This window comes from Paenibacillus sp. MER 180 (assembly GCF_023713665.1).
Lineage (GTDB): Bacteria > Bacillota > Bacilli > Paenibacillales > Paenibacillaceae > Paenibacillus_B > Paenibacillus_B suaedae.
Genome location: NZ_JAMAVT010000010.1, coordinates 178,303 through 193,223, shown reverse-complemented (window position 1 = coordinate 193,223; position 14,921 = coordinate 178,303). Strand labels below are relative to the sequence as shown.

The following is a 14,921-nucleotide window of genomic DNA, read 5'->3' as shown; positions in this document are numbered from 1 at the left end:
CACCGTTCGAGCTATATTGTGAACGATCATCTAGAAATGATCGTTTTCATTCGTCTGCTCCCCTCCCCGACTCATCCAAACGAAATCAACTTCTTCCCAGTCCATATCGATTTCCGGTAAGACGAACTGCCCGCCCAATCCGCCAAGCCTGCCAGATTGTGACATATTCTCCCGAGCGCTAACCGCATGCTCTATTCGGATCCCGACAATCGGGTAACTACGTGTGGCGTGAACACCAAGAATTTGCTCGGCAGCCAGACGGACGCAGCCGACATGCTGCTTCCAGCTCCCCGCTTCATACGGCAGCAGCACCGTTAATTGAATATCATATCCTTGATTCGCCAAGCGCTGCTCAGCCCGGAACAAGGCTTCTGCCTGCATATCGATCCATTCCACAACTGCGCTCGACAGCATGCATTTGTCCCCGTTTCCGGAATGAAGCCACTGCTTCCATTGCTTAAGCTTCAACCACTGCTGATGCAGACGGTGCCGTTCCACTGATAGATCGGAATCGGCCGCAAAGCGCTGAACTACTCCCATTCGCAACTCCAAATCAGCTATACTCGGCAGCAGCTGCATAATTGGGGCATCGAGCAAACGCACATATCCATGTATAGCAGCATGTCGATGAAGGACAGCCAACATATGTTCATATTCGGCCGTCATCAGCGGAAGCAGCTTCTGAAGCGCTGAATCACGTTCCCCCGCCGTTCCAGCAAGCAGCATCTCACGAATGAGACGAACACGTTCCGACTTCATTAATAAGCTATGACTTGGCGCCAGCAGCAACTTATGATACCCTGCTTCTGCAGCAGCCTGCACTTCTGCAGAACTGCCGCACTGCGCAACATGCAGGCCATCTAATTGAGGCGAATAAGGGACGAAGTTCTTGTATTCCGTCTCCCGCCATAATGTGCCCACATGATGAATATGCTGCTGATGCAATTCGATAATCCGTATGCCAGCCGTACTGTTGGAATGGCCATGACGCTGGACAACCGTCTTATCCCACTGCTCCGCCTGATTCGAACTAAGCTTCAATGTACAGTACCTCTCTCTCCATCACTGCTGTTTGCTCTCTACAATCGCGCTTATTGCACTCCACATAGTACACCATGACTTTTTCCGTATCTTGCTCGGCAATTATCCGATCGCACCTCTTGCATATGATTGCCCCAAGCAATAGCTGACTACGTCCTTGCTCCATCGGACATTCACCTCTCCCTTCATCTGCATGACGGGCATCCCCTGCCGAAATTCAATTGGCTGCATATTTGATGATGATAGCGGATTCAGCCATCCCATTACCATAACTATGACGTCACAATGTATCGTATTCTTGTCGCTGTTTGTACGACTAGACACGAAATAAAGAATTAGTGCATATGCATGAACTGCTTGTGAAACATACTGACAGAAAAAAAGACAAGGAAGCAGATAAAGCATCTCTCCCTTGTCCCGTATAGACAATTGCAGTTATTTAATTCGTACGCTTCGAAATGTAATTCTAGGAACCCTTTATGTTGTAATCTTTATGCTTCCTATTCGATTAATCTTCATCATCCTTGCGCGGCTTCGAACGTTTCCATCTAGTCAACAAGACGATAGCCACACCCGATCCGATCATGGCTAGCTTGAATGAGACCGATAATGGCCCGACTGCAATTGGCAGCAGCAGCGCGAAGGCTGCCAGCGCATGCGCAACGGTACTGGCATATAATGCCGCTTCATGACGTGCATGCACGGGAAGTGGGTAAACTTCCTGCCACACATCATGTCGATGGAAGGCAAACACGGCCCCCATCTGTGTGCCTGCAACGAATACAACTGCTGCATACAGCAGGAGGCTCCACTCTGTAGCATTTGTCCAATATAAAAGCACAGCGCCAATGATGACCAGCCTCAATAAGATGCCCAGCAGCTCACTTCGCACCAACGTCTTCATCAGCAAATAACGATAGGCTAATGGTTTCCGCAATGCAAATCGATTGCCCATGAAATTGAGCCACGGTCTCGCATATCGACGTTCGTCTGTTGCTGGCAGATCCACGAATCCACTCAAAAACAAATAAACTCGTCCCTCATGTGCTTTCTCCGCTTCGAAATGCGCCTCCCATGGAAAACGCAGCGTTCTCCCTGTAACCAACCAGCCTATGTACACCAACCCACTCACACCGATGACAAGTAGCGCAGCAGGCATATTGAGCCACAGCCAACAAGCCGTTGCTCCCCAAGCCCATAGATAACGCACGTAGCGGGCAGCAATTCGACGGCGATTGTCACTATAGTGGCGCTCCTTCCAAGCGCCAAATGCAGCAACCGCCTTGAGCATCAACAATAGGATCAAAGTAAAGATGAAGTTCTTCGGGTTATCCTCTGCACGGCTGTATAACGGCCACAATACACACCACACAGCAATAAGGAGTACTGTTCGCGGCCATAGGCTATAGCGTACGCTCCTCTTCATATAGCCGGACATTCGATGCTCAATGCGCAGCAGAAAGGCAAGATCGGCCGGTCGCAGCAGCGTGCGATAGGTCGTATAGGCAACTGCGGGCGCTACCAGCAGCAGGGCAACCTCCTTAATCGGAAAAGTAGGTGGAATGTGCTCGATAAAGGAAGCATATAACGCCGTTCCTGCCACGAGCACGAATAACATGAGTGCCCCGAGTCCGCTCTGTATGACGTAGCGCATATAAGGCATGACCTTACCCCAGAATTCACGCTTGCGGCTTGCCCATAGCTCCTCAGGATGTAGAAGCACCTCTGTCAGACTACTGACGGTGGATGCCTCCTTCATTCGGGTCTGTGTCATCGCTGTGCACCATCCACAGAACCAGTGATACGCTCATCGCTAACCCACGCATAGAACAGCTCCTCCAGCCGCTCTTCCGCCCGCTTGCCTGACTGGGCCTCGTATTGATCGTGCATTCCATGCACCGTGCCCGCTCCGAGAACTTTACCATGATGCAGAAGCACGAACGAATCACAGTAATGCTCAATCGTCGACAAAATGTGAGAGCTCACCAGCAATGATGCGCCCTCTGCCTGCACTTGCTTCATATATTGGAGCAATGATCGAATACCGAGCGGATCAAGTCCAAGGAAAGGCTCATCAATAATATATAAAGGCGGCCGAACAGCAAACGCGCACATGAGCATCGTCTTCTGCCGCATCCCCTTCGATAAATGCTGTGCAGCTTTATCCAGGTGTGCGGTCATATGGAACATTTCCGCAAGCTCCCGTACCCTCTTCTCAAATACCCCTTGTTCGACGCCATATGCGGTAGCCGTCCATACCAGATGCTCGCGCACCGTCAGCGCATCATATAGAATCGGCGACTCCGGTACATACGCAATAGCAGCACGATACGCTTCCGCATCCTCCGCCAGCGTCTTCCCATGTATGGCAACGCTTCCTGCTTGCGGCTCAAGCAGTCCTAATATATGCTTCATCGTCGTACTCTTCCCTGCGCCGTTCAATCCAATGAGGCCAACCATTTCGCCTGCATTCACTTGCAAGGAGATATCATGCAGCACAGGTCTGCCTGTACTGTAACCGCCAGTTAGTCTATCTATCTTCAATAAAGGCTTCATGCCTATTCACCTCACTGTTCTCATTATATCGAACAACCTGACAGGAAGCGAATGGATATCCTCTAATCACGACCTTACATTTCTGTCACAATAGAAGCGATTTGTATGAACAATAAAAAGCCGTCTTTTCAGACGGCTTGTTCACACAAGAACCCTATTCATTTCATCAACCCGACTTTCCATTTTCAGTAGAACTTGATTCTTTGCCCTTCTCTTTAGCCTTGCGCGCTTTTTCGTCTTCATGCGCTTTCGTTAACGCTGCCTGCCCCTTGGCTTCCAGTTCTCCAACAGCCTCATCCACGGATTTCTTTTTCTCAATTACGGATTCGAGGGCTTGCTGAACCATACCGTCATAGGTGCTATAAAAATCTCTAGGAACATGTCTGTTCCACCAGCCATAAGCCGAGATGGATTTTGGCTTCAGCATATAGAGCGGATCCGAGCTCTTACCTGCAATATCCTTCTTATACTTCATTCGTGTCGGCAAGCTTCCCATCATGGAACGCGAGGCTGCCTTGGCCATTTCATTGCCGTTGACAAACTTGACGAACTCCCACGCTGCGCGCTTATTCGCTGAGTCCGCAGACACTGTATAGATTTCAGATAAATTCACATAAGCAGATTCGTCTGGAGACGAAGGGTCGATCGGACCTGTGACGAAGTTCCAGGCAAACTTCTTCGCCTTCTTGTCGTAGGTCGGACGATTATCAATCTCTTGCGCGAGCCAAGTACCACTCATCATCATTGCTGCCTTCCCTTGAACGAACAAGTTATTATTCATAAATTGCGTTTCTTCGCCCTTCGGCGGCATATATACAGCCTTGCTTCGCAGCGCATCCGTTGCCAGTGTAAAGGCCTGTTTCCAGCCATCAGCGTTAATCAGCAGCTTTTCACCCTTCGCATCAAATTGCTTCAAGGATGACGAGCTAACAATATCTTGAAACAGATTGCTCATGTTCCCATACTCCTGATAATACCCATAGACCTGATCCTCACCGGAACCAATACCGCTGAATCGTCTGGCCAAATCCAAGACATCCTTCCAGCTCATCTTGTTGTTCGGCAATTCAATATGATGCTCCTTGAATAAGTCTTCATTGTAATACAAGACTCGCGTATAAAAGGAAGGAGCGAGGCCATACAACTTGCCGCCCCCCTTGCTTTTGATACGCTCGATAAGGCCTGGCATAAAATCTTCTAAATCGAACTTTTCTTGTGCAATGATATCATCTAGGCCGTACAGCTTCCCATCTTCGGCAAAGGTCTCAAAAATATCCTCGCTCAGAAGCATAACGTCTGGCTTATGTTTCTCTATCATTTTCTTAAGTGCTTCTTGATAGTCGTCGCTCGAATTGAGCTCCTCCATACCAACGACTTCAAATTCGATATCCGGGAATTTAATATTGAAGTAGTTTCCATACTGCCTATAGAATGATTCCTCACTATAATAAAGAACTTTAATCTTTCCCTTTCCTTCCTCTAGCGGCTCTAGCACCGGCTTGTCCCCAAGACAACCGCTTACGAGCAACATGGCTGCAAGCAGTAAAGCACTCAACTTCCAGAATTTCCATCTCACCAACACACAACCTCCCACCCTCTATTTTCCAATAAGATTTAGTATATCTACCAAACCTCCAATATTCAAACAATTGCGTCACAAGATAAGGCGAATATCAGATTTCTATCAACAAAGCCGCTGCATCCATGTGCAAAAAGACTCTCCCTATTCCTGTATTATTGCTTCATCTTATCCAGTGCCTCCTGACCCTTCACTTGCAGTTCATCAAGCAGTTCATCAATAGACTTTCCGTTGGCAAGCACCGCCTGCAGTCCATCCCGCAATAACGGAGTGAGGGCGGAATTGAGCTCCATGGGAACGCGTTGATTGTCCCATATGAAGCGATGATGCGAATTCAGCTTCAATGCATACAAAGGCTCTGTACTTCGCCCTTTCCATTTCTTCATATACTGCATCCGGGTTGGCAGCTTAGGGGGCCTCATATCTGGAGCACTCTTCGCTAACTCCTTGCTATTCATGAATTTAATGAACTCCCATGCCGCACGCTTATTCACCGAATCAGCGGGGATTGCACATATCTCCTCTAGATGTGCATTTGTGGATTCCTCTGGATAATTCGGGTTAATAGGGGCAGTGACCATCCCCCAGTTCATCTGCTTCATATCAGTATTGATTTGACGCCTTTCCAATTCATTTGCTACTGATAGTCCAGTAAGCAGCATCGCAGACTTATCCTGATAAAATGCATCTTCACCTGATATCTTAAGAGCTTGACTTGCCTGATCGGTAAATACAGCGCCACTGCGGATCGCATCCACCGTCATTATCATAATCTGCTTCCAACTATCGGAATGAATTTGCAGCTTGCTGCCTGTTGGGTCGGTTAATTGCAAAGTGGATGCCTTAGCTATCTCTCCAAATAGCAAATGGGCATTCGTATATCCGAATGACAACCCATACTGTCCAGTTCTGCCTTCCGATGCAGATTGTCCAAAACGGGCAGCTAGTTGAAGCACTTCCGGCCAAGTCATCTTGTCCTTGGGAAGATCCACATGATTCGATTTAAATAGATCCTCGTTGTAATAAAGAACAAAAGTACTAAAGAAAGGAGCTAGACCATACAACTTTCCTCCTCCTATATCCCGAAGTGATTCAATTACACCAGGCATAAAGCCGCTTAAGTCGTACTGCTCTTGCTTCATAATTTCATCCAAGCTGTATAACAGCCCCGTATGTAGAAAATTGTCAAACAGTTCTTCGTTCAAGAACAGCACATCAGGTTTATTCTCCTTAATAAACTGCTCCATCTTCTGGTCCGATCTGTCCATCACATTATTTTGTATCGTAAATAAATTCGTGGTGCTGACAACTTCTATTTCGATATCCGGATAAAGGAATTGAAAATAATCGCCGTAATCATTGAAAAATTGATCTTCATCATCATATACAACTCGTAATTTCCCTTTACCGTCCTTAAGCGGTGCAAAAACAGGCTTTTCGCCATAGCACCCGCTCATAAGCAGTAAAATGACAACTAGCAACCCTATTGATATCCGTTTAATGTTGGCCCCCTCCATTCTGACTTGCTCGGGCCTGCTTCAATAATTCGTTCCCCTTGATGTCCAATTCATTAATTCCTTGCTCCACGGTCACGTCTTTGCGAATCATGCGAGTTAGGACTTGATTTAACAACTTGTCAAAAGGTTCTGTAAAAGAGTCTGGCACATTCACAGGGTATGGCCGTGAATCACGGTCCTGACTCATACGCAGCTTATAGAACGTTTCAAGCTTGTTATAATCCTTAGTTTTCTTGGACAAACCGCGAGTCATCATTTCGAAGGGGAAATATCGCAACCCCCTCTCTACTTTTTCTGGGCCATTTGAGAACTTAATAAATTCCCATGCTTCCCGCTTATGTTCCGCCTCGATAGGAATTGCCATAATAGTAGGGATCTGAATATAAGGGGTCTCTCCAGGCCGAAATGGATCAATTGGCGCTGTAACCACGCCCCAATCAAAGGCATAATTGTTGCCTCCTTGAATGTTTCCCCTCTGTAAACTAAACACACTCATGTTCCAATCCAACTTCATTGCCGCACGTCCAGCTAGAAATAAATCCGACCGTTCTTCCTTGATCACTCCGTTATTAGCAATTGAGAATTGAGGACGTATATCCCTGTTCTGAATCGCCTCAACGGTTTGGCTGAAAACTCGTTTCCAAGACTCCGATTGGATCAACATTCGCTCCCCTTTGGAATCAACGAGTTTTAGGCCCAAGTTCATAGAAATATCAAATATAGCAGCCTCAATATCCCACACATAGAGACCACTTACTTCATCATTTGAGGATCCCTCATTGCGGAACCGTGCGGCTAATTTCAACACGTCATCCCACGTCATTCCATCATGCGGCAGTTCCACACCGTATTGGTGAAATAAATCTGCATTATAAAATAACACTTTGCCCATAAAAGAGGGCGCTAAGCCATACAAGGCGCCCCCACTCTTTTTACGGATCCAATCGATGAGACCTGGAAGAAACGTATCCACATCGAACTGCTCTTGGCGTATTATCGTCTCCAAATTGTACAGCTTGTGCTCGACAGCTAGTCGTTCATAGGCATCAGGCGACAGAAAGACAACATCTGGTCTAACCCGGCTGATGTTCGCTTCCAGAGCCACTATGCTGTCAAGATTCGATGAATATCGTTCATCAAACGGAATTAACTCTATATCAATATTTGAATATTGAATCCCAAATAATCCCCCATAGAAATTCCTAAAAGACATTCTATCCATATTGGTTAGAATTCTAAGTGTAACTTCCTTCTCCTCGTCCAGATCTTTCAGAAGCGGTTTTTCCGAACTGCATCCTGCCATCATCATCGCAAGTACTAACATAGACACTATGGCACGCGTTAATACCTTAGACATAGACATTACGTTCTTCCCCTTCACCTCTGCAGCATCCCTTCAAACGATCAGTACCTATTCTCGCCACAAGAAGGCATGGAGAATAGGTACTGTAACGTCATATATCTATATCATTTGGACAGGTTAGCCACCCGATTTAGTGGATCCAGTGGATTCTGTAGAGCCTGTAGACTCTGTTTTCGTCGAAGATGAATCTCCTTTTTTCTCTTTCGCTAGACGCGCCTTCTCTGCCTCTTTCGCCTTTATCAATTCGGCTTGCCCCTTTGTTTCCAATTCAGCTACCGCTTCGTCTAACGACTTCTTGTTGTCGACGATATCCTGCAACGCTTTCCGCAGCAATTGGTTATAAGGCTCGTAAAATTCCATAGGAATATTTTTGTTGTAGCGCTCAGCGGTAGACTTCGGTTTCAGCAAGTAGAACGGTTCCGTGCTTCTGCCGTCGATTTCCTTGAAATATTGATTGCGGGTCGGAATTTGTCCACTTAACGCTCGGGAAGAAGCCTTCGCCATTTCTGTACCATTGACGAACTTAACGAATTCCCACGCCGCTCGCTTATTTGGAGAATCTGCGGATATCGCGTAAATTTCAGATAAAAACACATTGCCAGACTCATCAGGTGTTGCTGGATCTACCGGTGCCGTGACGATATCCCAATCGATTTGCTTCGCTTCCTTGTCATAACGATGTCGATCCTTAATTTGACGCGCAAACCACGTGCTCTCAATCATCATTGCCGCCTTGCCTCTCATGAACATATCATTACCGAACCGCATCATTTGTCCATTCTCACCATTATCTCGTGGTGGGACATAGACGGCCTTCGACCGTATCGCATCGGTAGCAAGGGTGATGGCCTTCTTCCAACCGTCCGAATTAATAAGCAGCTTCTCGCCTTTCTGGTCTACCAATTTCAAGCCAGAAGTAGAGACAATGTTGTCCATCACACGCTCAACATCCCCATAGTCTTGGTACAATCCAAAGATTTGATTGTCTCCTGAACCGATACCCGTAAATCGCTTCGACAGATCGATGACCTCCTGCCAGCTCATCTTATTGCGCGGGGGCTCGATATTGTGCTCCTTGAACAAAGCGCGGTTGAAGTACAATACATTCGTATAGAAAGATGGAGCAAGTCCATACAAAGTACCGTTCCCTTTCGCACGAATCATATCAATAAGACCTGGCATATAGCCTTCCAAATCAAATTTCTCCTGTGCAATGACCTCCTCTATGTTGTACAACTTCCCGTCCTTCGCATAGGTTTCATACATGGTGTCATTCAAGAACAAGACGTCAGGCTTATGCTTATCAAGAAACTTTTTCATTTCTGCTTCATAATCAAACGGCTCATTATCCTTCCGATTTGCGTACATATCTTCTGAGTTTACAACCTCGAATTCAATATCCGGAAATTTCACATTAAAATAATTGCCATACTGTTGATAGAATGATTCCTCGTTATAGTAGAGAACCTTAATTTTTCCTTTTCCCTCATCAAGCTGCTCCAACACGGGCTTCTCTCCGAGACACCCACTTAACATAGAAGTAATCGTTAGCAGAAATATGACGAGCTTCCATTTCGTCTTCACACACAACTCTCCTTCCTATTTTTCCAAATATCAACAATAAGTATATAGATCATTTTTCCATCATTCAACAATAGAATTGATTTTATGTGAAAGAAATTAATTTCCCCCTCTACTTCCATCCGATCTATAAGTGAATAAAAAATCCACCATAGAAGGTTCTATGATGGATCTGTGATGCATCTTGATTCAGATTCTATTATTTTTTATCTTTTGATTTGGCCTTTTGCTCTTCATACGCCTTATTCAACATTTGCTGCCCCTTCGTTTCCAGTTCAGCTACAGCTTCATCCACCGTCTTCTTATTATCGACTACCGCTTGTAGCGACGTAGTTACCAATGGCATGAAGCCCTCATGGAATTTCTCTGGAATTTTACTATTCCAAAAGCCTGATGAGGATGTACCCATTTTAGGTTTCAATAGGTAAAATGGCTCTGTGCTGCGGCCATCAATCTCCTTGAAATAGTCCTTGCGTGTTGGAATACGGCCAGACATGGAACGTGCAGAAGCCTTCGCCATTTCAGGCCCATTTATGAACTTGACGAATTCCCAGGCCGCACGCTTATTTGGGGAATCAGCTGCAACCCCATAAATTTCAGATAAGCCCACATTGCTTGATTCGTCAGGACTCGAAGGATCGATTGGTGCTGTTACGATGTCCCAATTGATTTCTTTTAACTTCTTATCATAACGAGGGCGATCCCTGAGTTGCTGTGCAAACCAAGTCCCCTCCGTTACCATCGCCGCCTTACCCTGGAAGAACGGATCATCCGACATACTTCTTTGCTCGGAAGATGGAATGCCAATCGATTTGTCGCGCACGGCATCTGTTGCCATCTTAATTGCCTTCTTCCATCCATCCGAATTAATAAGCAGCTTCTCGCCCTTCGTATCGAATAGATTCAATGCAGAGGATGAGACGATTTGATTCACGGCAGATCGTATGTCTCCATAGGGTTGATAATATCCATAAACTTGATTGTCTCCCGAACCGATAGAAGTAAATCGCTTGGACAAGTCGATAATCTCCTGCCAGCTCATCTTGTTGCTCGGCGGCTCTACATTATGCTCCTTAAATAGATCTCGATTATAGTACAGTACATTCGTATAGAAGGACGGCGCCAATCCATATAGAGTACCGTTCCCCTTGGAGCGAATCATATCAATTAGGCCTGGCATGTAGCCTTCCAAATCAAATTTTTCTTGGCTAATAATTTGATCAAGACCATACAGCTTTCCATTTTGCGCATACTTCTCGAACAGCTTATCGTTTAAGAGAAGCACATCCGGCTTATTTTTTTCTATGAACTTTTCCATCTCTTCATCATAATCAAATGGTTCGCCATCCTGATTGTTGGCATACAGTTCTTGATAGCTAACGACTTCAAATTCGATATCCGGGTGTTTAATATTGAAATAATTTCCATACTCGCTATAGAAAGATTCCTCGTTATAACTAATGACCTTAATTTTACCTTTCCCTTCTTCCAGCTGCTCTAGCACCGGTTTTTCCCCGAGACAGCCACTCATTAAAGCTACTACTGTAAGCAGCAGAACCCCTATTTTCCACTTTGACGCCAACTCATTCTCCCCTTCCTATTTGTCGCACAAGAAACAAGATATATGCTCATTTGTACATACCCCTATCTAATTAGACGATATTACCAGCCATTTGGTTTCCTAGATTCGAGAATTGATCCATGTTTTCTCCATCTTTTTTGTGCTCGTCATAGATTCACCCTAAGTCGAAGATACAAGTGAAGACTCGTATATGTTGTATCTTGAATTTTCCAATGGCAAACACTAGACGTTCATTCGTAGATGATTAGAAATATAATATAGAGTTATATGGAGGAATTAGGATATGAGAGCAATGGTTATCGATAAATATAGAAAAATCGATATGCGAATGGCAGAAGTGCCAATGCCCGAAATAAATGAATATGAGGTAGATAGTGATCACGCAAAAAAACCGCCGCAGGTCCTTTATCTGCGGCGGTTCCTCGTCCGAGTTCATACCATTGCTATTATTACTGGCGCTTCTTCTCTTTCAGCCATTTAGGTGCGCCTTTATCCTTGTCCTTGCCAGAACGCTTGTCCTTCGACAATGAGCGATACCCAGCCGACGGCTTGCTCAGCTGATGATTGGCAGCTGGCTTCGTCTTCGGACGACGTGATGCATCATTCGGCTCGAAGATGCGACCGTTGTAGAAGTCGCGCTCATGGATAACGATTCCGAGCTCTCGTTCGAATTTGCGCATAATGAACTGCTCACGATGAGAGATCAGGTTCACGGACACACCTTGACGTCCCATGCGACCTGTTCGCCCTGCACGATGAACATAATGTTCCGCATTCAATGCAGGCTGAGCACTGAAGATATACGGCAGATCCGGTATATCTAATCCACGTGCAGCTACATCAGTAGCTAACAACAATTGGAACTGTCCCTCACGGAAGCGGCGAAGGACATTCACCCGCTCCTGCTTCGGCGCATCTCCATATAACGAAGCAACTGACAAGTTCGCATAGCCCAGCTTCTGCTCCCATTCGGCAATCTCAGATGAGTCATTGATGAATACGATTGCCTGCTTCGGATTCCAATGACGAACGAGACGGCGCAGCATATCAATCTTATCGCGCTCCTCGCATACAAATACAAGATGCTCAATCGTATCCGCTATCCGCTTCTCCGGCTCAATGCCAATGTTAACGGGATCTTGCATCCAGCGCTCTGCAAGAGCCTTCACCTCAGCAGGCAGGGTAGCGGAGAAGAACAGGAGCTGACGATCACGCAGCGCGCTGCGCATAATCGAATCAGTATCGCTCGCACCGCCCTTCTGCAGTACATGATCGACCTCGTCCACGACGATGGTGCGCACCTCGTGCATCTTCAGCTTGCGCATCTCAATCAACTCATGAATCCGGCCCGGAGTACCAATGACAAGCTGCGGGTGAAGCTTCAGCTTCTCTACCTGGCGCTTCAATGCCGCACCGCCTATCAGCGACGCAATTTGAATGCTGCTGCCCTCACTGTAATATTCCGCTTCCCGAACAATTTGCATCGCAAGTTCTTGGGTAGGCGCTATAATCACGGCCTGTGTTGATCGTGCATCTTGCTGAATCCGGGTTAGGACAGGAAGCAAATACGCAATCGTCTTGCCCGTACCCGTCTGTGATTGTGCAAGGACATCGCGTCCTTCCAATGCAGCAGGAATTGCCGCAGCCTGCACGGGTGATGGCTCCGTAATATGTCTGGCTTCCAGCCGAAGCTTCAGCTCTTCTCGTATTGCAAATGTGTCAAATGTTGTACTCAACTTGTATCGTTCCTCTCTATGGAAGGCGCTGATTCATGACAAATGAACATACCTTCCCATTGTTCGCTGTACCCATTATATCGAAAAGAAGTCTTCACTCCAACTTTCCAAATGATTGCTCGTTATGATAGCCTAAACATGCACATCCAAAAAAGTAAGGAGGTATCTGCAAATGACCGACAACCTATCCGCTTCATTCGATGCGCTTCTGGAGAAATATGCCGATCTGCTTACCGGACACACTGATGCTGCAACGGTAGAAAAAGTGAAAATGTGGGCGCTCTATAATCATATGCACAAAACAATGCCCAACTTAACCCGTCATTGGAACAATGCCAATCCAGAGGGCAAGGCAGCCGTTCGTGCACTGTTCGAGGAAATTAAGCAAATGAATGAGGCTCACCGTGCCAATGAAGGCGACGAGCAGTAAGACGAGTAGTACTTGAAGCATGCCAATCGTGCTCAGCACACAAAAAGTCCGCCTTCTCCTGATCCCAATCGAACAGGAGTGGGCGGACTTCGCCATGCCAACCATCGGAATCGCCAATGGTTGCCTATCCTAACAACATCCACATGTTTATTTCTTATTCAACATTTTAGCCGCAATCCGGTTCGATATTCTCGGAAACAACCCATACAGCCGCCCTCCGAGCGCACCAATCCACGGAAGATCCACTTCCTGCTTGCGGGTCTCCATCACCCGAACAATATGCCGCGCAACCTTCTCTGGCTCCATCATGAACCAACGAATATTATTTACATATTGTCCGCTTGGATCTGCCTGCTCGAAGAATGGTGTATTCACAGGTCCTGGATTCACTGCAGATACAGCAACACCTGTCCCTGCCAGCTCCATGCGCAGTGCATTCGTAAAGCCCAGCACCGCGTGCTTCGTTGCCGTATAGCCAGCAGACTTCGGAGACCCAACCTTGCCTGCCATAGAAGCTACATTGATGATATGCCCTTCTCCCCGGGCCAGCATATGAGGCAGGACCGCCTTCGTGCAGCGCACCGTTCCCATGTAATTCACATCCATCATCGCGGCGAACTGCGAGGATGGCATATCTACAGTCCGTTCAAACAAGCCGAAACCTGCATTATTCACCAAGATATCGATACGCCCATACTTCTCCATCACAGTGGAAATTCCGCGCGTCACATCCTCATCCTTCGTTACATCCATCGTATAGACGGCAGGTGAAGGCGTCATCGAGACAGCCGCGACTTCCAACTTCTCTATGGAGCGCGCCGTTAAGATCGGAACGGCTCCCTTCGCAGCAGCAGCTTGAGCTGTCCAAGCCCCAATTCCGCTCGAGGCTCCAGTGATAAGCACAATCTTGCCCTTCAGTTCCATTGATTTACTCCTTTACCCTCCAATCCGCACCATGTCTACCTTATGTACAAAGCAGGTGCAGTTGGTCAGAACTGCGTCGCCGCATTAGGATACAACGTCGACTCTATCACTTTAGCCGATATGCATAAGTACATCAAATCGACCGATTCCATCCAATAATAACGGTACAGCCAAGACCTCTTGAATAGGACCAGGATGATCAGCCGATATGAGCAGCTGGGGAGGTGTTATATCAACGCTGATTCCCTGATTGTACATCAGTGACGTTGCGTTGCCACTAATCATGTTGCCTAGCTCTGAAATGGCGCTCTCACCGATAGCATCAAGGGATGCAAGAGGAGATCCCCCCATCATAGCCGATGCCATTTTCAACGCCACGTCTTCGTTCAAGCCAAATGCCACCTGTCCGGACAACTGCCCCGTCAGACCGACCTGGATGCGAAAGTCATGCGTACCGCTCCAACTTAACATTTGAAGCTCTCCCCGACTGGGACGGACTTGCACAATTTGTTCAATAACTGTGCTTGCCGATTGCAAAAAAGGTTGAATCCATTCGGCTCTCATCTCAGCTATCTTTTCCCCTTTCCGACATTAATGGAGTATATTCGACAT

At 46.7% G+C, this 14,921-nt stretch carries 14 protein-coding genes; 2 read left to right on the top strand and 12 right to left on the bottom strand.

The genetic code is table 11. From position 1 onward, the window contains the following. Window positions 1–30 precede the first annotated feature (30 nt). The 9 genes from M3661_RS17990 to M3661_RS17950 all read right to left on the bottom strand — a co-directional run bounded on the left by M3661_RS17990 (window position 31) and on the right by M3661_RS17950 (window position 11,219). Window positions 31–1,041, bottom strand: a complete 1,011-nt coding sequence (locus M3661_RS17990; protein WP_251487168.1) for a hypothetical protein — start codon at window positions 1,039–1,041, stop codon at window positions 31–33. Further along, on the bottom strand, window positions 1,031–1,207 hold the full coding sequence (locus M3661_RS17985) for a GapA-binding peptide SR1P (RefSeq protein ID WP_251487165.1): 177 nt from the start codon (window positions 1,205–1,207) through the stop codon (window positions 1,031–1,033). The genes M3661_RS17990 and M3661_RS17985 overlap by 11 nt, the downstream gene beginning before the upstream one ends. A 342-nt stretch (window positions 1,208–1,549) precedes the next feature. Continuing rightward, window positions 1,550–2,815, bottom strand: coding sequence for an ABC transporter permease (locus M3661_RS17980; protein ID WP_251487162.1), 1,266 nt, complete (start codon window positions 2,813–2,815; stop codon window positions 1,550–1,552). Beyond that, a complete protein-coding gene (locus M3661_RS17975; protein WP_251487160.1) occupies window positions 2,812–3,597 on the bottom strand; it encodes an ABC transporter ATP-binding protein in 786 nt (261 codons plus the stop codon). Before M3661_RS17975 ends, M3661_RS17980 begins: the two co-directional genes overlap by 4 nt. 166 nt (window positions 3,598–3,763) lie before the next feature. Next, a complete protein-coding gene (locus M3661_RS17970) occupies window positions 3,764–5,173 on the bottom strand; it encodes an ABC transporter substrate-binding protein (RefSeq protein ID WP_311279590.1) in 1,410 nt (469 codons plus the stop codon). Window positions 5,174–5,331: 158 nt separating this feature from the next. Further along, window positions 5,332–6,693, bottom strand: coding sequence for an ABC transporter substrate-binding protein (locus M3661_RS17965; RefSeq protein ID WP_251487154.1), 1,362 nt, complete (start codon window positions 6,691–6,693; stop codon window positions 5,332–5,334). After that, on the bottom strand, window positions 6,674–8,056 hold the full coding sequence (locus M3661_RS17960) for an ABC transporter substrate-binding protein (RefSeq protein WP_251487151.1): 1,383 nt from the start codon (window positions 8,054–8,056) through the stop codon (window positions 6,674–6,676). The genes M3661_RS17965 and M3661_RS17960 overlap by 20 nt, the downstream gene beginning before the upstream one ends. Window positions 8,057–8,173: 117 nt before the next feature. Next, window positions 8,174–9,640 (bottom strand): ABC transporter substrate-binding protein, encoded by a 1,467-nt coding sequence (locus M3661_RS17955; RefSeq protein ID WP_251487148.1) that lies wholly within the window; start codon window positions 9,638–9,640, stop codon window positions 8,174–8,176. 196 nt (window positions 9,641–9,836) lie between these two features. Continuing rightward, window positions 9,837–11,219, bottom strand: a complete 1,383-nt coding sequence (locus M3661_RS17950) for an ABC transporter substrate-binding protein (RefSeq protein ID WP_251487145.1) — start codon at window positions 11,217–11,219, stop codon at window positions 9,837–9,839. Between the two features lie 283 nt (window positions 11,220–11,502). Between M3661_RS17950 and M3661_RS17945 the strand changes: the two genes are divergently transcribed. Then, entirely contained in the window at window positions 11,503–11,700 is a 198-nt protein-coding gene (locus tag M3661_RS17945; RefSeq protein WP_251487260.1) for a hypothetical protein, read from the top strand. Here the strand turns inward: M3661_RS17945 and M3661_RS17940 are convergent. Next, window positions 11,669–12,955, bottom strand: a complete 1,287-nt coding sequence (locus tag M3661_RS17940) for a DEAD/DEAH box helicase (protein ID WP_251487142.1) — start codon at window positions 12,953–12,955, stop codon at window positions 11,669–11,671. The genes M3661_RS17945 and M3661_RS17940 overlap by 32 nt on opposite strands. A gap of 172 nt (window positions 12,956–13,127) precedes the next feature. On the opposite strand from M3661_RS17940, the gene M3661_RS17935 reads away from it, so the two are divergent. Continuing rightward, window positions 13,128–13,385: a DUF2573 family protein gene (locus M3661_RS17935; RefSeq protein WP_142545862.1), complete on the top strand. Its 258-nt coding sequence runs from the start codon at window positions 13,128–13,130 to the stop codon at window positions 13,383–13,385. A 147-nt stretch (window positions 13,386–13,532) separates the two neighbouring features. On the opposite strand, the gene M3661_RS17930 is transcribed toward M3661_RS17935, so the two are convergent. Together M3661_RS17930 and M3661_RS17925 are read right to left on the bottom strand one after the other, a co-directional pair. Next, entirely contained in the window at window positions 13,533–14,309 is a 777-nt protein-coding gene (locus M3661_RS17930; protein WP_065291526.1) for an SDR family NAD(P)-dependent oxidoreductase, read from the bottom strand. Window positions 14,310–14,420: 111 nt separating this feature from the next. Beyond that, window positions 14,421–14,873, bottom strand: coding sequence for a chemotaxis protein CheX (locus tag M3661_RS17925; protein ID WP_021252682.1), 453 nt, complete (start codon window positions 14,871–14,873; stop codon window positions 14,421–14,423). Window positions 14,874–14,921: the final 48 nt, after the last annotated feature.

What these genes read in the sequence shown, in the direction of transcription:
- M3661_RS17985 (WP_251487165.1), bottom strand. Translation starts at nt 1,207, where the DNA reads ATGGAGCAAGGACGTAGTCAGCTATTGCTTGGGGCAATCATATGCAAG.
- M3661_RS17980 (WP_251487162.1), bottom strand. Translation starts at nt 2,815, where the DNA reads ATGACACAGACCCGAATGAAGGAGGCATCCACCGTCAGTAGTCTGACA.
- M3661_RS17975 (WP_251487160.1), bottom strand. Translation starts at nt 3,597, where the DNA reads ATGAAGCCTTTATTGAAGATAGATAGACTAACTGGCGGTTACAGTACA.
- M3661_RS17965 (WP_251487154.1), bottom strand. Translation starts at nt 6,693, where the DNA reads ATGGAGGGGGCCAACATTAAACGGATATCAATAGGGTTGCTAGTTGTC.
- M3661_RS17960 (WP_251487151.1), bottom strand. Translation starts at nt 8,056, where the DNA reads ATGTCTATGTCTAAGGTATTAACGCGTGCCATAGTGTCTATGTTAGTA.
- M3661_RS17945 (WP_251487260.1), top strand. Translation starts at nt 11,503, where the DNA reads ATGAGAGCAATGGTTATCGATAAATATAGAAAAATCGATATGCGAATG.
- M3661_RS17935 (WP_142545862.1), top strand. Translation starts at nt 13,128, where the DNA reads ATGACCGACAACCTATCCGCTTCATTCGATGCGCTTCTGGAGAAATAT.
- M3661_RS17930 (WP_065291526.1), bottom strand. Translation starts at nt 14,309, where the DNA reads ATGGAACTGAAGGGCAAGATTGTGCTTATCACTGGAGCCTCGAGCGGA.
- M3661_RS17925 (WP_021252682.1), bottom strand. Translation starts at nt 14,873, where the DNA reads ATGAGAGCCGAATGGATTCAACCTTTTTTGCAATCGGCAAGCACAGTT.